The sequence below is a fragment of the Thermincola ferriacetica genome, assembly GCF_001263415.1.
GTDB lineage: Bacteria > Bacillota > Thermincolia > Thermincolales > Thermincolaceae > Thermincola > Thermincola ferriacetica.
This window is the reverse complement of the sequence record NZ_LGTE01000002.1, coordinates 130,259-149,838: the sequence shown is the minus strand read 5'-3', so window position 1 is coordinate 149,838 and position 19,580 is coordinate 130,259. Positions and strand designations below refer to the sequence as shown.

General features: G+C 45.4%; 24 protein-coding genes. 5 read left to right on the top strand and 19 right to left on the bottom strand.

The genetic code is table 11. The features are described 5' to 3' along the window. The first annotated feature begins 7 nt into the window (after positions 1-7). On the top strand, positions 8-331 hold the full coding sequence (locus tag Tfer_RS02395) for a hypothetical protein (RefSeq protein ID WP_052216717.1): 324 nt from the start codon (positions 8-10) through the stop codon (positions 329-331). Between the two features lie 24 nt (positions 332-355). On the opposite strand, the gene Tfer_RS02390 is transcribed toward Tfer_RS02395, so the two are convergent. The 3 genes from Tfer_RS02390 to Tfer_RS02380 all read right to left on the bottom strand — a co-directional run bounded on the left by Tfer_RS02390 (position 356) and on the right by Tfer_RS02380 (position 2,087). Continuing rightward, positions 356-1,207, bottom strand: a complete 852-nt coding sequence (locus tag Tfer_RS02390; protein ID WP_160315514.1) for an HDOD domain-containing protein — start codon at positions 1,205-1,207, stop codon at positions 356-358. A 28-nt stretch (positions 1,208-1,235) separates the two neighbouring features. Beyond that, positions 1,236-1,700: a hypothetical protein gene (locus Tfer_RS02385; protein WP_013120488.1), complete on the bottom strand. Its 465-nt coding sequence runs from the start codon at positions 1,698-1,700 to the stop codon at positions 1,236-1,238. Between the two features lie 144 nt (positions 1,701-1,844). Next, positions 1,845-2,087 (bottom strand): hypothetical protein, encoded by a 243-nt coding sequence (locus Tfer_RS02380; RefSeq protein ID WP_052216715.1) that lies wholly within the window; start codon positions 2,085-2,087, stop codon positions 1,845-1,847. A gap of 162 nt (positions 2,088-2,249) precedes the next feature. On the opposite strand from Tfer_RS02380, the gene Tfer_RS02375 reads away from it, so the two are divergent. Continuing rightward, positions 2,250-2,753, top strand: coding sequence for a general stress protein (locus tag Tfer_RS02375; RefSeq protein WP_013120490.1), 504 nt, complete (start codon positions 2,250-2,252; stop codon positions 2,751-2,753). On the opposite strand, the gene Tfer_RS02370 is transcribed toward Tfer_RS02375, so the two are convergent. The 6 genes from Tfer_RS02370 to Tfer_RS02345 form a co-directional block, all read right to left on the bottom strand. Beyond that, on the bottom strand, positions 2,730-3,464 hold the full coding sequence (locus Tfer_RS02370) for a pseudouridine synthase (RefSeq protein WP_052216714.1): 735 nt from the start codon (positions 3,462-3,464) through the stop codon (positions 2,730-2,732). The two genes, Tfer_RS02375 and Tfer_RS02370, sit on opposite strands and share 24 nt — an antisense overlap. A 57-nt stretch (positions 3,465-3,521) precedes the next feature. Beyond that, positions 3,522-4,058, bottom strand: coding sequence for a spore maturation protein (locus Tfer_RS02365; RefSeq protein WP_013120492.1), 537 nt, complete (start codon positions 4,056-4,058; stop codon positions 3,522-3,524). Positions 4,059-4,065: 7 nt separating this feature from the next. Then, positions 4,066-4,659, bottom strand: coding sequence for a nucleoside recognition domain-containing protein (locus Tfer_RS02360; protein ID WP_052216713.1), 594 nt, complete (start codon positions 4,657-4,659; stop codon positions 4,066-4,068). Between the two features lie 63 nt (positions 4,660-4,722). Next, positions 4,723-5,997: an FAD-dependent oxidoreductase gene (locus tag Tfer_RS02355; protein ID WP_052216712.1), complete on the bottom strand. Its 1,275-nt coding sequence runs from the start codon at positions 5,995-5,997 to the stop codon at positions 4,723-4,725. A 134-nt stretch (positions 5,998-6,131) separates the two neighbouring features. Then, complete coding sequence (gene ytfJ / locus Tfer_RS02350) at positions 6,132-6,566, bottom strand: GerW family sporulation protein (protein ID WP_013120495.1); 435 nt, start codon at positions 6,564-6,566, stop codon at positions 6,132-6,134. Continuing rightward, the gene (locus Tfer_RS02345) at positions 6,547-7,221 is read right to left on the bottom strand and encodes a DUF2953 domain-containing protein (protein WP_052216711.1); all 675 of its coding nucleotides are present in this window, start codon (positions 7,219-7,221) and stop codon (positions 6,547-6,549) included. The genes ytfJ and Tfer_RS02345 overlap by 20 nt, the downstream gene beginning before the upstream one ends. Before the next feature lie 200 nt (positions 7,222-7,421). Here Tfer_RS02345 and Tfer_RS02340 point away from each other — a divergent pair, with 200 nt between their 5' ends. Next, on the top strand, positions 7,422-8,420 hold the full coding sequence (locus Tfer_RS02340; RefSeq protein WP_052216710.1) for a 4Fe-4S dicluster domain-containing protein: 999 nt from the start codon (positions 7,422-7,424) through the stop codon (positions 8,418-8,420). Between the two features lies 1 nt (position 8,421). Beyond that, complete coding sequence (locus tag Tfer_RS02335; protein WP_052216709.1) at positions 8,422-9,108, top strand: formate dehydrogenase subunit gamma; 687 nt, start codon at positions 8,422-8,424, stop codon at positions 9,106-9,108. A gap of 40 nt (positions 9,109-9,148) precedes the next feature. On the opposite strand, the gene scpB is transcribed toward Tfer_RS02335, so the two are convergent. The 6 genes from scpB to lysA form a co-directional block, all read right to left on the bottom strand. Beyond that, a complete protein-coding gene (gene scpB / locus Tfer_RS02330) occupies positions 9,149-9,733 on the bottom strand; it encodes an SMC-Scp complex subunit ScpB (protein WP_345786536.1) in 585 nt (194 codons plus the stop codon). Between the two features lie 5 nt (positions 9,734-9,738). Continuing rightward, entirely contained in the window at positions 9,739-10,539 is an 801-nt protein-coding gene (locus Tfer_RS02325) for a segregation and condensation protein A (protein WP_345786535.1), read from the bottom strand. Between the two features lie 15 nt (positions 10,540-10,554). Continuing rightward, complete coding sequence (gene trpS / locus Tfer_RS02320; protein ID WP_052216828.1) at positions 10,555-11,541, bottom strand: tryptophan--tRNA ligase; 987 nt, start codon at positions 11,539-11,541, stop codon at positions 10,555-10,557. Positions 11,542-11,684: 143 nt separating this feature from the next. Beyond that, the gene (locus Tfer_RS02315) at positions 11,685-12,314 is read right to left on the bottom strand and encodes a site-2 protease family protein (protein ID WP_013120502.1); all 630 of its coding nucleotides are present in this window, start codon (positions 12,312-12,314) and stop codon (positions 11,685-11,687) included. Then, a complete protein-coding gene (locus Tfer_RS02310; RefSeq protein ID WP_052216706.1) occupies positions 12,311-14,941 on the bottom strand; it encodes a CBS domain-containing protein in 2,631 nt (876 codons plus the stop codon). The genes Tfer_RS02315 and Tfer_RS02310 overlap by 4 nt, the downstream gene beginning before the upstream one ends. A gap of 176 nt (positions 14,942-15,117) precedes the next feature. Then, on the bottom strand, positions 15,118-16,458 hold the full coding sequence (gene lysA / locus Tfer_RS02305; RefSeq protein ID WP_052216705.1) for a diaminopimelate decarboxylase: 1,341 nt from the start codon (positions 16,456-16,458) through the stop codon (positions 15,118-15,120). A 184-nt stretch (positions 16,459-16,642) separates the two neighbouring features. Between lysA and Tfer_RS02300 the strand changes: the two genes are divergently transcribed. Further along, on the top strand, positions 16,643-16,957 hold the full coding sequence (locus tag Tfer_RS02300; RefSeq protein ID WP_052216704.1) for a heavy metal-binding domain-containing protein: 315 nt from the start codon (positions 16,643-16,645) through the stop codon (positions 16,955-16,957). Between the two features lie 107 nt (positions 16,958-17,064). Here the strand turns inward: Tfer_RS02300 and Tfer_RS15830 are convergent, their stop codons facing one another. From Tfer_RS15830 to Tfer_RS02280, 4 genes are all read right to left on the bottom strand, one after another. Then, positions 17,065-17,775 (bottom strand): CAP domain-containing protein, encoded by a 711-nt coding sequence (locus Tfer_RS15830; RefSeq protein WP_083436724.1) that lies wholly within the window; start codon positions 17,773-17,775, stop codon positions 17,065-17,067. A 434-nt stretch (positions 17,776-18,209) separates the two neighbouring features. Next, positions 18,210-18,530: a DMT family transporter gene (locus Tfer_RS02290; protein WP_013120507.1), complete on the bottom strand. Its 321-nt coding sequence runs from the start codon at positions 18,528-18,530 to the stop codon at positions 18,210-18,212. A gap of 3 nt (positions 18,531-18,533) precedes the next feature. Next, positions 18,534-18,923, bottom strand: a complete 390-nt coding sequence (locus tag Tfer_RS02285) for a (deoxy)nucleoside triphosphate pyrophosphohydrolase (protein ID WP_052216702.1) — start codon at positions 18,921-18,923, stop codon at positions 18,534-18,536. Positions 18,924-18,963: 40 nt separating this feature from the next. After that, positions 18,964-19,575 (bottom strand): DUF3786 domain-containing protein, encoded by a 612-nt coding sequence (locus tag Tfer_RS02280; protein ID WP_052216701.1) that lies wholly within the window; start codon positions 19,573-19,575, stop codon positions 18,964-18,966. Positions 19,576-19,580: the final 5 nt, after the last annotated feature.

Sequence of the window (19,580 nt, the reverse complement as noted above, 5' to 3'; positions counted from 1 at the left end):
AAAATAAATGTATAGGGGTAAAATAAATGTAGGTTTCAATAATGACCCTGAACAAATCCGGTTACTGCCGCTTGTTTACCGGCCATGGGCTATTGGAACGGAGGTGGTTGATATGCCTGGAAAAAAGGGCTCGGCAAAGTATAAAGGCGTGCATGACATGTACGAGGGTGTCCACGACAGGTACTCCGGAGTACGGGACGAATATACCGGAGTAAGGCCCACCGTGGCACCTGGTATGAGAGATTTCCTTGAGGAAGAAGCAAGCCCTAAGGAAATTGCAAACAAAGATTATACCAAGGTTACTACCCTTTCTTATGATGAAACTCACTGATTAACTGTTTACTGAGAAACTTATTCAATTTACCATCAGCATTTCTTCATTTTCCTGAATTGAATCAACAACTTCCGCGATCAGGTTTTCAATATCAGCCGGCGCCAATTGCAGTAGTTGCAGGGCCTGTTCTTCTATCGGGTAGAGCAGGCCGTCGCCGCCCAGGCCGACTCCCATGGACATGCAGGTTACATCAGCCACATGGGTAATAGCGGTCAGCTTGGGATTAATTTGCGCCGACAACGGTTCATGGTGAAATTGTATGGCCTCCACCAACTCTTCCGGCAGATTCCACTGCCTGGCTATACCTCCTCCAACCTGAGCGTGATTAAAACCAAGTATCATTTCTTCCGCCTTTTGAAAGGGAATCCGTTCCCGCTCCGAAACAGCAATTACCTCTTTCAATTGAGGGGCAATATAGTGATTCATGACAATTTTCCCAATATCATGCGTCAGGGCTGCCATAAAGGCTTTTTCCGGATCACAACAGGAAAACCTTTGGGCCAGTTGTCTGGCTATTAAGGCGCTGACCATGGAATGTTTCCATAATTCACCTTTTTCCAGGATGTACCCGGCAACTTTTTTGTTCATTATTTTATAAACCGATACGGTCAGAAGTAGGTTTTTGACTGCTGCCAAGCCCAAGATAAGCACCGCTTCCTGAATAGTGGCAATCTTCCTTGAATAGCCGTAATAGGCCGAATTGGCCAACTTCAACACCCTGAATGTCAGGACAGGGTCCCTGCTAATAAGGCTGCTGATACTCTCCAGCGTGGAATCGGGATCATCAATCAGAGCCAGAGCCTTATGCACTACCTTTGGAAGGGCAGGCAATTCCTCCGATTTTTTTATTATATCTTCTAATGTGGGCGACACCTGCATCCCTCCCCCTAAACCAAATACTTTACCTGGTACTGAGCCTTCTTTCCAGTTGCATCCTGTATGTACGCATTTCCTCACTAAGCCGGAAAAGAATCCGTTCTGTATCCATACGTGAAAGAACCATGTTATCCGGTTCCAATATTTCAATCTTCCTGAATTCATCCCGGGCAACAAACCTGACTATGTCTTCCAAACTGTCGGCAACCACGGTCAACACTACGGGTGCATAAGCCACGTGGGTATTTTGTATCTCGTCATATACGGTATATACATCCAAACTCATATCCACATCTTCAACCTTAATGCCCTGAAGCGGGACATTTCTTAAGAGAGCAACCTGTTGGTCCCTCATTTCTTCTGCCGCCTGGTCAGTGGACTTACCACCGAATAAAAACTTGGCAGGTTTGGTTATACCTTTATAGTCCAAGCGTATTTTAGCCTTTAATATTGATTTTTGTATTTCATTTCCTATGATCGTGTTTACCATTTCCTAAACCTCCCTTTACTGCCAGGCAAAATTTAAGTGTAGTTTTCGCCATACTTAAAGGAAAATCCTGCTCAAACAGTGGGAAAAACTTCCCTTTATGCAGGATTTCGTCAAAGTTTTCATCATTTTAGACTGCCGGCAGGATTATACCCAAGAAATGTCATTACTTGCACATTCCAAACATGTATCGAAGTATGTCCTGGGATTTTCCCACGCCTCCTGGGCAGTGTCCAAATCCGCCCCCATACATTCCATCTCAGAGATAGACCCTTCACCGTCAAAATTGGCAACCAAACCGGATATCGGTCCGTTAGCCGTAGGCGCTGCCGGCGGAATCCGGCTGCTGCCAAAACTTACCCGATTACCGCATATATTGCATTTTGGCACAAATATCAACTCCTCATAAATAGTTTAACCTGAACCGGGCAAGTTAAACGTTACTTCCGGGAAGTTTCACTGAGTTTTTGGTCCGTTACGCCAGCCACAGTATAAAAAACGTATTTTTGCCAAAGATATTAAAAACTACTTAAAAAAAAAAGGAGGTAAAATATGCGGCGGACTATAGTTGGCTTGTTTAAATCTTTAGAGCAGGCAGAAAATGCCCTCAAGGAAATCGAGGGCGCGGGATATGCCAATTCCGATATATCAATTGTAGCCCAAAACACTGCCGATGAATACAGGGCAGCTTACACTGAAGAGGTCTATGGCAGTCCGGCTTCCGGTATGCCGCATGATGTTGATTCCTTTTTAGTCCAGGCCCCCGCAAAAGAGGTGCCCTTCGTCGGTCCTGTATCAGCAGCAGGCCCTTTTGCTGAGCCCCTGATCAACGATAACAGACGGATCAGCGAAGTCCTTACCTACTACGGAGTCTCTCCGGAGAAGGCCCGGGAACTGGAAAGCAAGGTTGCGGGAGGTCATGTGTTGACCGTTATTCAGACCGATAACTCTAAAGCCAGTAATGTGGCTAATATTCTTTCCGGATATGGCGCTTTTTCCGTGGAAAAATGGAGTAAAACCATCGACAAACCACTATACCCCTGGAACGGTGACTAAATCATACAGCTTGGCCACCTCCGCCGACGACAACGCTCTGTACTGTCCCGGTTGGAGGTTTCCCAGTTCCAGGAAACCAAACCTTGTTCGCTTCAATTTCAGAACAGGGTGGCCAATGGCGTCAAACATCCTGCGTACCTGGCGGTTGCGGCCTTCGTGGATGGTGATTTCCACAAGGCCGTTGCCGTTTATTTGTTTCAACATTTTTACCCGGGCCGGGTAGGTGGGACCGTCTTCCAGCATTATTCCATTCCTCAGGGCCGCAAGCTTGTCCTCTCCGGGTATCCCTTGTACAACTGCCCGATAAGTCTTATCAACTTTATACCTGGGATGGATTAAAAGGTTAGTCAGCCTGCCATCGTTGGTCAGTAAAATGAGACCTTCGGTATCATAATCCAGGCGCCCAACAGGGTATAACCGCGTTTGGGCGTTCTTTATTAAATCCACAACCGTTTTTCTACCCCGGTCATCGCTTGCTGAGCTTAATACACCGGCAGGTTTATACAGTAAAATATACTCCTTTTTCTCATGAACAATTATACCCAGGCCGGCAACTTCCACCCTGTCTACGGAAGGATCTACCGTATAGCCCATTTCCGTTACTACTTTTCCATTTACCTTCACCTTGCCGGCTGCTATCAATTCCTCGCATTTCCGGCGGGAAGCTACTCCCGCATGGGCCATAAACTTCTGTAACCTTTGGCGTTCCATATTCTCAGCTCCTCAGCCCTATTATACGTAAAACAGGAGCCAAATACAAATTTGGAATTAGCCAAACACTTTGTAACAAATATAAACTGAGGCCAGAAATCCTGTAATGTCGGCAGCCAGACCGGCCATAACCGAATACCTGTATTTCCTGACACCCACTGATCCGAAATAAAGAGTTAGTACAAAAAATGTGGTATCGGTGCTACCCTGCAGGGTTGAAGCCAGACGTCCGATAAAACTGTCCGGGCCGTAAGTTTTGATAAGTTCCGCCGTAATCCCCAGCGCTCCCCCGCCGGATAAGGGCCGCATCAACCCCAATGGCAGGACTTCCGGCGGGACACCGATTAAATCGGTGGCCGGTTTTACAAATTCAATAAACAAATCCATGGCGCCGGAAGCCCGGAACACCCCTATGGCCACCATCATGGCTACCAAATAAGGAATAGTTTTTATAGCCGTCTCAAAGCCTTTTTCCGCACCCTCGACAAAGGTTTCAAATACCTTGACGCCCCTGGCCTGGGCAATAAACGGAATAACCAGCAACAGCATAGGAATAGCCCATTTGGATATGGTGGAAATTGCCTGGAAACCCAAAGACCATCTACCTCCTGTACCGGTAATACAAGCTCCGGAAGAACCGATCAGCAATAACTGCAACGATCGTCCCGCAGCCAGTGGCAAATAATGTGGTACCGACTATTTCAGTAGGATTTGCTGAACCTGCCTGCATCCTGATGCCGACTACCGTAGCCGGAATCAGGGTGATACAGGACGTATTTAAGGCCAGAAAAGTGCACATGGCATCAGAAGCCGTATCCGGATGCCGGGTGTTAAGTTTCTGCAGTTCTTGCATGGCTATTAAGCCCATCGGTGTAGCCGCGTTGCCTAAACCTAAAATATTGGCGCTCAGGTTCATGATAATGGCGCCGATAGCTGGGTGGTTTTTCGGCACACTAGGAAACAAAAAAGAGGTCAACGGTTTGACCACTCTTGCCAATATGCGAATTAACCCGGCTTTTTCCGCCAACCTCATGATGCCCAGCCAAAAGGTCATAATGGCAATCAGCCCCAGGGAAACATTCACTGCGGACCTGGCTGATTCCAGCGCAGCCGATGTTACTGTTTCCACTTTTCCGTTCCAGGCAGCTACCAGTATTCCTGTTACAATCATGAATAGCCAGATTATATTGACCATTTGTTTTGTCCTCCATACCTGTTTTTGGAATTACTAATATGAGGACAAATACAATTTTAGAACCTACAAGAATTTGCTAAAAATATTGGTCAGGCCCAAATCCTCTATTTTCCGCCTGATTTTCTCCCGATCAACGGGATAGAAACCGAGCTTTTGCATTCGTTCAAAATATACAGAACCTGAAAAAGTGAACTTATATTTCAGACCCCCGGCGTTTTTCATATGTTCGAGCACAAAGGCAATAAAATCACCTATAACCAATTCTCCAGGCAAAACTATTAACGGCATGTTTTTAGCCTTTCTTACAGCATTATGGCCGGCCAACATACCCGTAATAATGGCTTCCGTGTGCCCCACGACAGGTCCAATCTTTTCCCCGGCGCAGAAGAGGTTTTCCAGGCCCTCTACCTGTAGGGAAGGTTTACAGGGGGCCATGGCCATAAACCGTACCGAATTTCCCTGCCCACCGCTATAGGGGTCTGCATATTTGGCTTCATGGAACCCGTCTATAGAACGCAGGCTCTCCAGCGGGAAAAAGGGGGTCATCAGTTTTGCATGGCCCGTGTCCAATAAAATCAGGTTGGTGGCATATTCCTCCAGCGCATACTGCTGGCAGGCTTTTTTCCGCAAAATATCGTGTTTATGGTATTGTTCGGGCAAAGGAATGATTACGACTCCCTTTTTGTTTAATTCCTGTACAATAGTCTTATCCAGCGATTCTTTGGCCAGTTTGCACGAACCGCTAATGGCCTCAAACTGGGAGAGCCCGTCGCCTGCCTGTATTTCCTTAATTCCCGCTTTCGCTGTAACACTGATCCTGGGGCCAAAGGTAGGACAACGTAATATACACATGGCGCAGCCCGTACCATATTTAATACAGTTTTTCATGGGTCCGGCCGTGCCCGTCGTATCGATAAAAACATCTCCCGGAAACTCATTACCCCCCTGGTCGCTTACCGAAAAAATCCTCGTACCCTGCACAAGGACGGAGCTAATCAATGTCTTTAAATAAATCTGTACTCCAGACTGTTCCAGAGCATTTTTTACCGCCCGTTCAATCCTGGTTACGTCATATAAATCGGCATGCCGGTGTCCCGGAAAATCAACATCCCTATGCCTGGTTACACTGTCGATTATTCTGGAAAAATCATCACCGGCCAATACTCTTGCTTCTTCCGCCGCCGCCAGTCGCCCGTTATTGCGCATTATTCCCCCGACCAGACCAGTACCTAGCAACAGATCGGTTCTTTCAATTAAAGCCACTTCCGCTCCGGCTTTTTTGGCAAAATAGGCGGCAGAGCATCCAGCCCAACCGCCACCGATAACCACAACCTTCATGTTAATTCATCCTTTCATTCCCGAAAAGGTATGCAAGGCACGAAATATTTTTAAGACACGTTTTGAAATATCTTATTCCCGGAGTGTTTCTTTTGTGATTTGGCAAAAATTGAAAAGAGCGGGATAACCGCTCTTTAACACTGTATTTTTTCTTCCTCACGTTTTTTATTGCCTCTTTGAAACATACCCTGTATTTGGGACAGTATCTGCGGTGCTACGTCTATTAAGCGATCAACCATAGCGTTTCCGTCAACAGGCAACAGGCGGATCTGTCCCTGCCCTACTACCAGAAATCCTACCGGCTGTACCGAAACCCCCGCTCCACTGCCTCCACCAAAAGGAATAGATGTTCCATCCTGCTGTTGGTCCTGTTTCTGCTGGTTACGGTCCGACCCGCTCTCAAATTCTCCGCCACCCGCCGCGAAGCCACAAGCCACACGACTTACCGGGATTATCACGCTTCCATCAGGAGTCTCCACCGGGTCGCCGACTATGGTATTCACATCAACCATCTCTTTTATACTTTCCATTGCAGTTTTCATTAATCCCTCAATGGGGTGTTCCGCCATGATTAAACCCCCTTCGCAGTCCTATAATCAACAATTTAAATCCGGCAATAATAATATGACCTATTCTAATATCAAATATGCAGCGCAAATCAGTCTTTATAGATTTCTTAGAAAAATCTGGCCATACTTTTATATCTGCAGTAGCCTGTACAGAACCGGCGTAACGATATATTGTCTGCACCACTACCCCTTTAATCCCCCAGACCACACCGGTAATCACTCCGGTAGCAGCAGCATCACCCATACCTATTTGGGTTTTCCAGTTCAGTTCCAGGACCCTGATTAAACGAACAATCCTCAGAAAAACGTCTTTATATTTGCCGACCAGTTCCATAAGAGCCCGCAAAATGTTATAGCCCAGCCTGACGTTTTGATAAGTTATAGGCGCTTCCGTTTTCTGGTCCAATCCGGCACTCGCTTTGCCCATCTCCGCCTCTACTTCTGACTGTAATTCCAGATTCATCCGCCAAAACCTTTTTTTCAGATCTAAACTGGTGAATTCTGTTTTAAAATTCAAAAGGCCACGGACCAAAGCTATATTAACAAGAAAACGGTCATCCTGTTGATTACGGTGATATTCAATGTGAAATTTTATTCTGGACAAAACAGCCAGTAAAATCACTGACAATATGCCCAAACCCATCAACCAGGCCATGGAAAAATCATCCTTTGAGGCAATAGATACTATTTTAGTCTCTCACAGCGCCGCAATTATATGCAACAGGCTTCATAGCTCCCTCAAATCTAAAAAATTATTAAATCTGTCTCCAAGTACTTGACACCCCTTCTGGGGGACAGTATAATTACAACCAAAAATACCCCCTAGGGGTATATGTAAGGAGGTAATAGACAAAGATGAATGAAATTTCCCGGCGTACATTTTTTAAAAGAACACTGGCATCAATAGCGGCAAGCACCCTGGTTCTGGCATCCGGAAATAAAACCGTAGAAGCCGGTGACACTGTACAGTACGGAACTTTTATTGATTTAACCAGGTGTGACGGATGTGCCGGAAAAGACGTTCCCGCATGTGTAAACGCATGTAGGGAAAAGAACCAGCATAATTTTCCTCAACCTCAGGAACCCATTCAACCTTACTGGCCCCAAACCAAATTTGAGGATTGGTCCAGGAAAAAACACCTTACTGATAAGTTAACACCCTATAACTGGACTTATGTCCAACCCGTAGAAGTCAAACATAACGGTAAAACATTCAAACTGAATATACCTCGTAGGTGTATGCATTGTGATAATCCGCCATGCGCCAATCTGTGTCCATTTGGTGTGCATAATAAGACCAAGGAGGGCGCGGTGGTAATCGATAGGAACTATTGTATGGGCGGCGCTAAATGCCGCGACGTCTGCCCCTGGGATATCCCCCAGCGCCAGGCCGGAGTAGGCATATACCTAAAAATGGCTCCTAAACTGGCCGGCGGCGGTGTAATGTACAAATGTGACCTATGCATCGATCTGGTCAAAAAAGGCCAGGAGCCGTCCTGCGTGCAAGCTTGCCCGCAGAAAGCCCTTATATTTGGGGAAAAAGAAGAAATGCGTAAACTGGCTCACCGCAGGGCCAAAGAAATCAGCGGTTACATTTACGGTGAGAAAGAAAACGGAGGAACTTCCACCTTTTATGTGTCTCCCGTACCCTTTGATAAGATTCATAAATCCATCATGGCCAAAAAGAAACAGGCGCCTAAACCTGAGCGCATAGGAATACCGGGTATGAAACCTGCAGTAGAAAACTACCTTGATTCTGCTAACGGTACTCTTGCCGGTTATTTGATAGCGCCTGTTGCCGGTGCCTTTGCGGCAGGGATAACGGCAATAAAAACTATGAAGGGAGAAGAGTAAAGTGAAGATTTTACATGACGAAAATAAAGTACTGCGCCAATGTCTGGCCAATCGCATTATTCATTGGTCAGTAGCCGTTTCAACCTTTATTTTACTCTTTACCGGCTTTGGCCAGATGCCTCTTTATAAGAGGTATAAGATTGCTGATATACCCGGGCTGGGTTGGTCGGCCGATTTCAGCATCACCCTGTACTGGCACTACATTGCAGCCGTAATTTTGATTTTTGCCGTTACTTATCATATTTTCAAGGCCATTTTCATGAAGGAGTTTTCCATTTTTCCCCGCCGGGGTGACTTTAAGCAATCGGCTTTAATCATCGGAGCAATGTGTGGTCTCTGCGAAGAACCTCCGTCAGACAAGTATCTGGCTGAACAACGCCTGGCTTATGCCTTTATTGGTGGCAACCTGCTGCTGGTTATCTTCACGGGAATGATCAAAGTCCTGAAAAACCTGCCCAGCGTTGATTTCTCAGAAACCTTCCTGGCAGTCGTAACCAATCTGCATAACCTGGCAGCGGTATTAATCCTATTTGGTATCGTTGCCCACCTGTTTGCCTTTGTATTCAAACAAAACCGCGCTTTGTTGCCGGCCATGTTCTCTGGTAAAGTGGATATCGATTATTGCCGGCACCGGCACAGTATCTGGTATAGTCAATTAGAACGCAAATGCCGCAAAGAAACGGTTTAACCCGATTATATCCCTTTAAAAACATAGAAAAGGGATTGGTTTAGCCAATCCCTCCTGTGTTTGCTCCTTCCTTCGAATGGTCCTCCGAAAAGTCCTCCACGGTATTCTGGGTGAGAAATTCTTCCGGTGCAGGCAGTTCGCTCAGATCTTTCAAGCCAAAGTACCGCAAAAAACTGGGAGTAGTACCAAAAAGAATAGGGCGTCCGGGCCCCTCCCTGCGCCCAACCTCCCGCACTAAATTCTTGTCCAACAGAGTTCCTAGAGAACTGTCTATTTTCACACCGCGGATGGCTTCTACTTCCGCCCTGGTAATAGGCTGTTTGTAGGCGATGATGGCCAGGGTTTCCAAAGCGGCTCTGGACAGGCCATAATGGGTTTGCGGCTTGTATAATTTTTCTATATAATCAGCATACTGCTTTTTGGTACACATCTGGTAACCATGCGCCACTTCCACAACCTGAATGCCCCTATCTTCCCGTTCGTATTCCTTCATTAACTGAAACACCAGATCCTTTACATCTTCTTCCGGAATGCCGATAATTTGGCTTATATTCTTTGGCGTTAAAGGCTCCTTGGCGACAAAAAGCAGGCATTCAATAGCCGCTTTGTTATCTGCCGGAAACATAACCGTCAATTCAGGTCACTCCCTTCCGCATCGGCGTCCCATTCGTCCGGCTCTAAAGTGTCAAAACAACTGAAAATCATTATCTCGCCAAATACCTTAGGCTGTGAAACCTTGACCTGTTTTAATTTAATCAGTTCCAGCAGGGCCAGAAATGTAACGATAATTTCCACTTTCGAGGCCTGGGAAGCAAGAAGGTCTTTAAAGGAAATCCCCCGGGGCAAGAAAAACAGGCGTCTCCTAATCTCACGCATCTTGTCCCGGATGGATACTTCATCTCTGGGTATTTCTCCGGTTGTCTCAACCTGCTCAGCCCTTTGAAAGACTTCTTTTAACGCCTTCAGCAACTTGGACAGGTCTATCCCTTCCAGGGGGTTTTCCTCACTGAAAAGATGGATGAACATCTCTTCCTCATTCGGACGAACATAGATCTTTTCCTGCTCTTCTTCCCGCTGTTTCAAGAAATCCGCCACCTGTTTAAACTTTTTGTATTCAAGCAGCCTTTCGACCAGTTCATCACGCGGGTCTTCCAATTCAACTTCTTCTTCATCGTCAGCCGGTTCCCTGGGCGGTTTGGGCAACAGCATTCTGGCCTTGATATGCAGCAGGCGGGCAGCCATCACCAAAAACTCACTGGCTATTTCCAGGTCCAGCATCTGCATTTGGGCAAGGTATTCCAGGTACTGCTCAGTAATGGTGGCAATGGGAATATCATAAATATCCACCTCATTTTTTTCGATAAGGTGAAACAACAGGTCAAAAGGTCCCTCAAAAACGGGCAGTTTTATTTGATAAGCCAACAGGTTCACCTCAGTTTGTCAATATTACATGTTCATAACCTTGCGAACCTCTTTGAGTACTTCACCGGCAACACTTCTTGCCTTTTCGGCCCCTTCAGCCAAAACCTTATTTACATAATCAGGGTTTTTTTCTAATGCTGCGCGCTTTTCCCGTATGGGATTCAGGAGTTCATCCAGCTTGGCCCCTAACATTTTTTTGCAGGCCACACAGCCGATATCACCGGCCCGGCATTTGGTCCGTATATCTTCCAGTTCTGCAGCGCTGTAAATGGTATGATACGTATGCACTGTACAGATCTCCGGATGTCCCGGATCTGTCTTTTTAATACGCGCCGGGTCAGTAATCATGGCATTAACTTTGGCAACTAAATCCTTTGATTCAGAGGAAATATTAATGAAGTTATTGTAACTCTTGCTCATTTTTCGTCCGTCAATACCGGGTAAAAGAGCCACCTGTCCGATAATGGGCTGGGGTTCTGGAAAAATTTCCGCCTTATACATAAAGTTAAAACGCCTGGCCACTTCCCTTGTAAATTCAAGGTGCGGAAGCTGGTCTTCACCCACCGGCACAGCATTAGCTTTGTAAACCAGTATATCAGCCGCCTGTAGCAGTGGATATCCCAGAAAACCGTAAGTATTGAGGTCTTTTCCCTGTTTTCCCAACTGTGCAATCTGATCTTTATAGGTGGGTACCCGTTCCAGCCACGAAAGAGGAGTAATCATGGACAACAGTAAATGAAGTTCAGCATGCTCCTTTACATGAGACTGTACGAAAATGGTCGACTTGCCTGGGTCCAGGCCGGCTGCCATCCAATCAATCACCAGGTCCCGTATGTTTCGCTGCATGTCATGAGTGTCCGCATAATTAGATGTTAAGGCATGCCAATCGGCAACCATAAAAAAACATTCATACTCATCCTGTAGTTTCACCCAGTTTTCCAACACACTTAAATGTCCAATGTGTAATCTACCGGTTGAGCGCATCCCGCTTAAAATTCTGCCTTTACTCATTTGTTCAACTCCTCTTCTTTTTAACTCCTCTTCTTTTTTCGGTATAATAAATACAAATTTTTCTGATTCACTGTTTATTTCACCATCACAATGGTAGTCACTTGGCACTAAGTGATGCTCTGCAAAATGAGAAAGTCGAATTTCTAATAAAATACCCCCGGAAAAAATAATCCGACAAAACTGGTAATCAGGTTATAAAGAAGATTAATCGGCGGACCGATAATAGCGCCAACAAAGTTAAAAACTACCAGGAGCAGTAAAATGACAGGCCCATATCGTTCCAGATTGTAAATAATATAGCTTTGCCGGGCCGGCAAGAGACCCGCCAAAATTTTCGAACCGTCCAGTGGAGGTACCGGTACCAAATTAAATACGGCCAACACCAGGTTAATTTGAAACAAAGTATTAAAGAAAACCGCCAGGTACCATATATCTGCAAATATCCCCCATAAAAAAGCAGCAACAACAGCAAACAACAAGTTGGAAGCAGGTCCCGCCAGGGAAACCCACATCATATTCTTACGCCGGTCTCCCTGCATGTTATAGGGATTGACTGGCACCGGTTTGGCCCATCCAAACCTGTATAGAATCAACAGCAACGTACCTAATGGGTCTAAATGCTTGATGGGATTGAGGGTAAGCCGACCCTGAAATTTTGCCGTTGGGTCACCAAATGCATAAGCGACCCGGGCATGACTATATTCATGTACGGTCAATGCAGGTATAATGGCCAACACCTCGATGGTTTTAGTTAATATATCAATCGATGTCAATGGTTGATACTCCCTTCTCTCTCCTTGATATACCTGTCCACAAAACCCAGCTCTTCTTCACGGGATTTTAGCAACCCGTCAAGCTTGGCTTCCCAGGCTGCCTGCAGAGCTTCCTTAAATAACGGGCCAGGCTGATGGCCAAGCCTTTTAATATCGTCCCCGGTAATTAATAGTTTATTTCTTTTCATTCTTTTTAGACACTTCACTAAATAATTGACTGACCTTTGATCCCCTAACTTAAGCAGCAAAAAGACATACCCTTCCGCCGGCATTTCATTCAGGTACCGGGCTATTTCACTGACCTTGGCCCCAGGTACGGCGCATAAACGCACAATTACTTCCCAACAGGCTAATATATTCTTTAAAATTAACTGTTCTTCCTTGTTCAAACGCAGGTGGGTATCAATTTCTTCTATTGTGGCGCCGCTCTTATGTACCAAGAGCGCCAAATGTATAAGCCAAACCTTGATGTCCAAAAAACCAAGTTCTTTAATGTGAGTTGTTTCCTTAGGCGCTCTCTCTATAAGAGAAATTATTTCCTCATCGACCATGGCCTGTGGTAACACAAACTGCCAAATACCCAGTTCTTTCATCCTGATAACAGCTCCGAGGGGAGATGTTTCCTCCAGGATGTGCTTCAATTCTTCCCTGACCCTGTCTGCGGAAAGCTTATTCAGTATTTGGGCCTTGATGGCCCCTTTCGCTAAAGCCAGGGTCTGCGGTTCGATGGTAAAACCATAACGCTGTTCAAACCTGACAGCCCTTAAAATCCTGGTCGGGTCCTCAACAAAACTAAGGTTGTATAAAACTCTGACCACCTTTTCCTCTAAATCTCTTTTACCGCCAAAAAAATCGATCAACTCGCCGAAATTCTTTTGGCTTAGGGCAATAGCCATAGCATTGATGGTAAAATCCCGCCTATACAAATCCTGTTTCAGGGAAGAAATTTCAACCTTCGGCAAAGCTGCCGGGTATTCGTAGTATTCGGTCCTAGCCGTGGCCACATCTATTTTGAACTCATCAGACAGGATAACTATAGCCGTACCGAATTTATCATGCACCCTCACCCTACCGCATAAAAACTCGGCCAAGTCTTTAGCAAAAGCTATCCCATCACCTTCCACAACCAAATCGAAGTCCAGGTTTTCCACACCCAATAGGAGGTCCCGTACAAACCCACCTACTATAAATACTGAATAGCCTTTTTGGTCGGCCAGGTAACTTATCTGGCCCAGCAACTGGCGCAGCCTGTCAGGCAGGTTCTTTATCATCAGCGAAGTTACGTTTTGGTCGCCGTTAGCCTGGTGCTGGGCATAGACCCGGCGGTAGCGTTCCGGGTAATTGTCACCATGCAGGTTCTTTAGCACATCTGTCCGGGAAACAATGCCCACCAGTTTAGAGTCTCTAACTACAGGCAGCCGGCCAATATTATTCTCTATCATCAGGTGCTGAATATCGGATAAAGGCGTATCCTCATTGACAGTGATAACCTTGCGGGACATAAATCCTTTTACCGGAGCATGACCCAGCCCGTGGTGCCTTGCTTTATCCAAGTCCCGGCGGGAAATAATGCCTACCATTTTATCTCCGTCAACAACGGGCATCCCTGTATGTCCGTACCGCAGCATGATTTTACCTGCCTCTTCTATAGTCGTCTGCATGGGAATAGTCTTTACCGGAGCGGACATAACATCACGGGCTACAGCTTCCGGTTTTATCTTTTTATGCAGAATTTCATTTAACTCCGCTGTCAGCTCAGCCACATTGGAGCTGCGTACCGTAGCCGAGGCCGCAGTAGAATGTCCGCCGCCTCCGAAGTTCTCCAAAATTTCGCCTACATCTACCGATTCAATCCTGCTGCGGGCCACCATGTGCACCCGGTCATCCATAAGTACAACAGTAAAAACCACATCTATGCTTATGATATCAAGCAGTTTATGGGTTAACAGAGATAATCCGCCTATATATTCATCTTCTTCTGCCGTGGCGATAAGAACTTTAACCCCATTAATCACCTTTGTTTCAGCCGAAAGAATGAGCCGGTTTAGCAGGTTTTTTTGTGCTTCCGTAAGAGGCCGGCCAATAAAATCAGCCACAACAGACAGCTTAGCGCCCTGCGCCAGCAAATATGCTACAGCCTGAGCATCACGGGCTGTAGTAGTGGAAAAAGTCAGACATCCCGTATCTTCGTAAATACCCAGGGCAAATATGGTCGCTTCCAGGGAATTAATAGGAATCTTCCGCCGCTGGATCTGTTCAACCAGTAATGTAGTGGTAGCGCCAACCAGTTCATTGACAACAATATTTCCCCGAATGTCATCTTCTTGCTCAGGGTGGTGGTCGTATATATGGATGTCAATATTTTTGTTCTTTAAAGCTTCTTTTATTTCGCCAATGCGCGTGGGCGATTTGGTATCCACCAAGATAAGCCGCTCTACCTGGTCAACAGGTATATCTCTGGCCAGCCGCACATTTAAAGTATCTTTATGTAAAGCCATAAATTCCCTAACATTGCGGTGAAGTTTACCGCCATAAACCAGCTCCGCTTCCGGATACAGTTTTTTTGCCGCAACCATGGAAGCCAGTCCGTCAAGATCAGTATTATTGTGGCTGACAATGATTTCCATGCATCCTGTCTCCTCCTGTACCGAAATATTATATCATAAACCGGTAAAAGGTTAAAGCTGGTAAACACTGTCCTGGAATCAGGCAAAAGCCATAGTAATATTAAAAACCTCTCCGAAAAAACCTAAGGCCATAAGGTTTTTGCAAAATTAATTTCCCTATGGCCTTAACTACCCAGTTATTTGGCTATTGTAAGTTTTTTGTTTTTCTTAAACCTTTCCGGTACAATATCGTTTTGTACCAAATCTTCATAGGTTTCGCGCCGTACAATTAACTCGGCATTTCCCCTGTTGACAAGCACTACAGCCGGTTTTGTCAACCTGTTATAGTTGCTGGCCATCGAATAATTGTAAGCGCCGGTACAGGACACAGCCAAAATGTCTCCCGGCTCAACCTCCGGAACAGCCAGGTCCCAAATCAGCATGTCGCCAGACTCACAGCATTTACCGGCGATGGAAACTTCGTCCTTTTTCGGCTCATCTGCTTTATTGGCCACTAACGCTTCATACCGGGCCTGGTAAAGGGCGGGCCGGGGGTTATCAGCCATACCGCCGTCAACAGCTACATATTTACGAACGCCCGGAATGTCTTTGACAGAGCCAATTGTATAAAGTGTGGTTCCGGCGGCCCCGACAATAGACCTTCCCGGTTCCACTATCACTTTCGGAACATTGATATTAAATTCTCTGGCTTTTCTTTGCACCGTCTCCATGACGATCGTTGCATAAGTCTTAATACTGGCGGGTCTGTCTCCGGCAGAATAATATATTCCGAAACCGCCGCCCAAGTTCAGCTCCGTTATCTCGACACCTGTTTCGGCTGTTACTTTTTGAATGTACTCCATCATAACTTCGGCCGCGTGCTGGTATGACTGCAGTTCAAAAATCTGTGAACCTATATGGCAGTGCAAGCCCTTCAGAATCAGGTTTTCCAACCCAAGGGCTTTTTTAATGCCTTCCATAGCCTGCCCGTTGCTTAACACCAGGCCAAACTTGGAATCAATCTGTCCGGTCTGGATGTATTCATGAGTGTGCGCTTCAATACCGGGGGTAATCCGGATTAAAATATTCGCTTTTTTATTCATTTCCCCCGCTATACTGTTCAAAAGATCCATTTCATAAGTATTGTCTACCACAAACCGGCCTATGTTCGCTTCAAGAGCCATCCTGATTTCCTCGGGGGATTTGTTGTTGCCGTGGAAATAAATCCGTCCTGTCGGGAATTTGGCTTTCAGAGCTGTATATAACTCTCCTCCCGACACCACGTCAAGCCCTAATCCTTCTTCTTCAATAATATTACACATGGCTATAGCCAGAAAAGCCTTACTGGCATATATAACTTCACTGTTTGGATAAGCGCCTGTAAAAGATTCATAATAAGCCTTACAGTTCTGGCGGATAAATTCCTCGTCCATTACGTATAGAGGAGTACCGAATTCCCTGGCCAATTCTACAGTATCACATCCACCGATAACCAAATGTCCCTTTTCATTCACTGTCATAGTGCCTTGCAGTTTCAAAGCCCTAACCCCTCCCCAAAGTATTATATGCCTTGTCTTTAAACCGTTGCTACGGTTGAACCGACCGTATAAGAAACTTTTCCTCATATATTAACATACATTCAATTTCAAGTCAATTAATGAAGGAATGAACTGACTATTTATGGAATACAATAACAATACCGTTTTAAAAGGGGGAATATGAATGATTATCACTACTACACCGAATATTGAGGGAAAAAAAATCACTCAGTACCTGCAGGTAATTGCAGGGGAAGCTATTATGGGCGCCAATGTGGTCAGGGACCTTTTTGCAAGTATTACTGACATCGTAGGCGGCAGATCAGGTGCCTACGAAAGCAAACTGGTTGATGCCCGGGAAATAGCTATGGCCGAAATGGCTGAAAAAGCCAGACGGCTTGGCGCTAACGCCATTGTAGGCGTTGACCTCGATTATGAAGTGATCAGGGACGGTATGCTCATGGTCACCGTCAGCGGCACCGCTGTTATAGTAGAGTAATAAAGTAAAGTATAATAGCGACAGTACGGATGTGATTTTAAACACAGTGTTTTATTGTTTCTTAAGGTAATATTAAAGGCGAGGGGTTTGCCCTCGCCTCTAAATATTTAGTTAGTGAACCACTGGGCCCAGTAATGATGATAATTTCCGGCGCTGGTATAAGCATAGCCAACACCCATTTTGTTAAACTTAGGGCTCAGTATATTGGCCCGGTGTCCCGGACTGTTCATCCACGATTTCATTACTGCTTCCGGAGTTTTCTGGCCGGAAGCAATATTTTCACCCGCACTGCGATAGGATATGCCGAAATATTTCAACTGTTGACCGAAGGTGCCGTAAGTTGGCGAAGTGTGGCCGAAATACCTTTTGTTAACCATATCTTGCGCTTTTGCCCGGGCAGCCAGGGTTAACTTTTTATCAAGCACCACCGGCTGCAAACCTGCTTTTTTACGCTCTATATTTACTAACTCCAATACTCGTTGTTCAAAGGCAGTAAATTTAAAGTCACTTGACGGTACAGGCGCTGGCGCTGGTGCAGGCGTTGGTGCAGGTGCAGGCGCCGGTGCAGGCGCTGGCGCCGGTGCAGGCGTTGGTGCAGGTGCAGGCGCCGGTGCAGACGCTGGCGCCGGTGCAGGCACTGGCGCTGGCACCGTCGGTACTTTAAAATTGGGGAACATTGTTTTTATCATGCTGAGAACAGACGAGTATGAGGTTGTAGTGTAAACTTTAGTTGTAGCGGCAAAAACAGGAGTTACAGCAATTGATGCAATAAACATTGTAACGGTAACTAAGGATAACCATTTTTTGATACGCTTCATAACAAAAACCCCTTTCTTAATAAAGGTTATAGAATCCCAAAAATTAACAAAGTCACCTCCCTCAAATAATTTTAAAGTAAGCTTACTGATAACTTAACAATAAAATTCTTGAAGTCCGTGGCTGTTGAACAGTGAAAAAATATGGTATCGACTTGTACGCATTAATGTTACCACATAATTTGGGACAATCCTTCATGTAAATTATGGTAAGCCCTTCCTCAGTTGATACCCTTTACCAATCACATCGCAAACCTCCGTCTAATATTAACGTTTGATTTCATACCCCAAACCGGTACTTGCACAAAAAATTTTATCCTCCGGATTTTTCTTTGCTTTATCCGGAGGATAATAGGTATATTTAGCCAAGTTATTCTCGTTTATGTAAAGGACTTTTTTTGCAAATTAAATGTTTTTATCAAAGATGTGTTTACAAATCAATGTTCCGATGTAAATTTTAAACCAACAATTCCGGCAATGATCAGTACCAAACAGATAATTCTGAACATCTGGACAGGTTCTTTAAACAGCAAAATACCTACCACAACTGTACCGGCAGCCCCTATACCTGTCCATACTGCATACCCCATCCCGATAGGAATGGTTTTTAAGGCTACCGACAATAAACTTACGCTGATTAGCATAGCGCCAATAGTTACAAGGCTGGGCCACAGCTTTGTAAACCCCTCGGTATATTTCATGCTTGCAGCCCAAACCGTTTCAAAGATTCCCGCAATAAACAAATATACCCAAGCCATTTTCTAACCTCCCAGTACTTTCATCAGTTTTTCTGCCAATGGTATATCAGCCGGCGCAAAACCGTATTCCTTTAATTCAGCAACCGGTACCCATTTAAATTCGTCATGTACGAGAGGCCTGAACTCTCCCTTTTCCCATTGTACATAATAAGCTAACAAATGAATAGCGCCATGTTCGTAGTGATAAATACTCTCACCGAAAAAAGCGCCCACACTTACTTCAATGTGAAATTCCTCCTTCATCTCCCGTTTCAGGCACTCTTCCGGGCTTTCTCCTTTTTCTATTTTCCCGCCCGGAAACTCCCATTTGCCGGCCAACAGGCCGTTTGCTTTTCTTTTGGCAATAAAAACTTTATCATCTCTCATTAATATTGCAGCCGTTACTCTTTGCAAAACTATGACCCCTACCTTTCTGATCATTAATGAAGAGGCATTAAGAGTACTGCTGTCCGTTAACTCCCCTTAATTTGCGGGAAAGTTCAACTCCCAACACCCATAACGCCGCAGTAGTTAAATGTAAGGGCGCCCCGGCGTCAAACAAAATATTGGCACTGGGTGGGAATTCATCATCTCCCTGTCGTAGGCAGACAGCCATAGGCAGCTTGGCAAATACGGGTATACTCACTCCATAGTCCCCCATTTTTATTTCTGTGGCGCCAAAGAGTGGAGCTATTTTCCGGAATTCGTCGATTTTATTGCCAAATTCCTCCGCCAGTGGGTTAATTGCCTCCAGGACGAAAGGTTGATGATGATGAGGGCCGCCCGGTAATTGTATAAATGCTATCCAGGTATTCCTCGGCATGGCTCCCGTAGCGCCGATCAGGTATTGCAGAATTAATACTTTATCGTTTTTCACCAGCTCCCATTTAGCGTCAGATATTATTTCGCCCGAAGGGAAATCAACCTCTATACTGGCATGAAGATATTTTAAAAATATTTTTTTATTCTCTTTGTCATAGACCGCTCCGGCATTGCCGGCCATCTCTGCCGGGTCTTTTTCTTTAAAAACCTTAATAGCTTCCCCATAAGCATTAATATTACACATATGCT

What these genes read in the sequence shown, in the direction of transcription:
- Tfer_RS02340 (WP_052216710.1), top strand. Translation starts at nt 7,422, where the DNA reads ATGAATGAAATTTCCCGGCGTACATTTTTTAAAAGAACACTGGCATCA.
- Tfer_RS15830 (WP_083436724.1), bottom strand. Translation starts at nt 17,775, where the DNA reads ATGAAGCGTATCAAAAAATGGTTATCCTTAGTTACCGTTACAATGTTT.
- Tfer_RS02310 (WP_052216706.1), bottom strand. Translation starts at nt 14,941, where the DNA reads ATGGAAATCATTGTCAGCCACAATAATACTGATCTTGACGGACTGGCT.
- Tfer_RS02345 (WP_052216711.1), bottom strand. Translation starts at nt 7,221, where the DNA reads ATGGCCTGGTTGATGGGTTTGGGCATATTGTCAGTGATTTTACTGGCT.
- Tfer_RS02360 (WP_052216713.1), bottom strand. Translation starts at nt 4,659, where the DNA reads ATGGTCAATATAATCTGGCTATTCATGATTGTAACAGGAATACTGGTA.
- Tfer_RS02385 (WP_013120488.1), bottom strand. Translation starts at nt 1,700, where the DNA reads ATGGTAAACACGATCATAGGAAATGAAATACAAAAATCAATATTAAAG.
- Tfer_RS02280 (WP_052216701.1), bottom strand. Translation starts at nt 19,575, where the DNA reads ATGTGTAATATTAATGCTTATGGGGAAGCTATTAAGGTTTTTAAAGAA.
- Tfer_RS02355 (WP_052216712.1), bottom strand. Translation starts at nt 5,997, where the DNA reads ATGAAGGTTGTGGTTATCGGTGGCGGTTGGGCTGGATGCTCTGCCGCC.
- Tfer_RS02300 (WP_052216704.1), top strand. Translation starts at nt 16,643, where the DNA reads ATGATTATCACTACTACACCGAATATTGAGGGAAAAAAAATCACTCAG.
- Tfer_RS02375 (WP_013120490.1), top strand. Translation starts at nt 2,250, where the DNA reads ATGCGGCGGACTATAGTTGGCTTGTTTAAATCTTTAGAGCAGGCAGAA.
- scpB (WP_345786536.1), bottom strand. Translation starts at nt 9,733, where the DNA reads ATGTTTCCGGCAGATAACAAAGCGGCTATTGAATGCCTGCTTTTTGTC.
- trpS (WP_052216828.1), bottom strand. Translation starts at nt 11,541, where the DNA reads ATGAGTAAAGGCAGAATTTTAAGCGGGATGCGCTCAACCGGTAGATTA.
- Tfer_RS02290 (WP_013120507.1), bottom strand. Translation starts at nt 18,530, where the DNA reads ATGGCTTGGGTATATTTGTTTATTGCGGGAATCTTTGAAACGGTTTGG.
- Tfer_RS02370 (WP_052216714.1), bottom strand. Translation starts at nt 3,464, where the DNA reads ATGGAACGCCAAAGGTTACAGAAGTTTATGGCCCATGCGGGAGTAGCT.
- ytfJ (WP_013120495.1), bottom strand. Translation starts at nt 6,566, where the DNA reads ATGGCGGAACACCCCATTGAGGGATTAATGAAAACTGCAATGGAAAGT.
- Tfer_RS02395 (WP_052216717.1), top strand. Translation starts at nt 8, where the DNA reads ATGTATAGGGGTAAAATAAATGTAGGTTTCAATAATGACCCTGAACAA.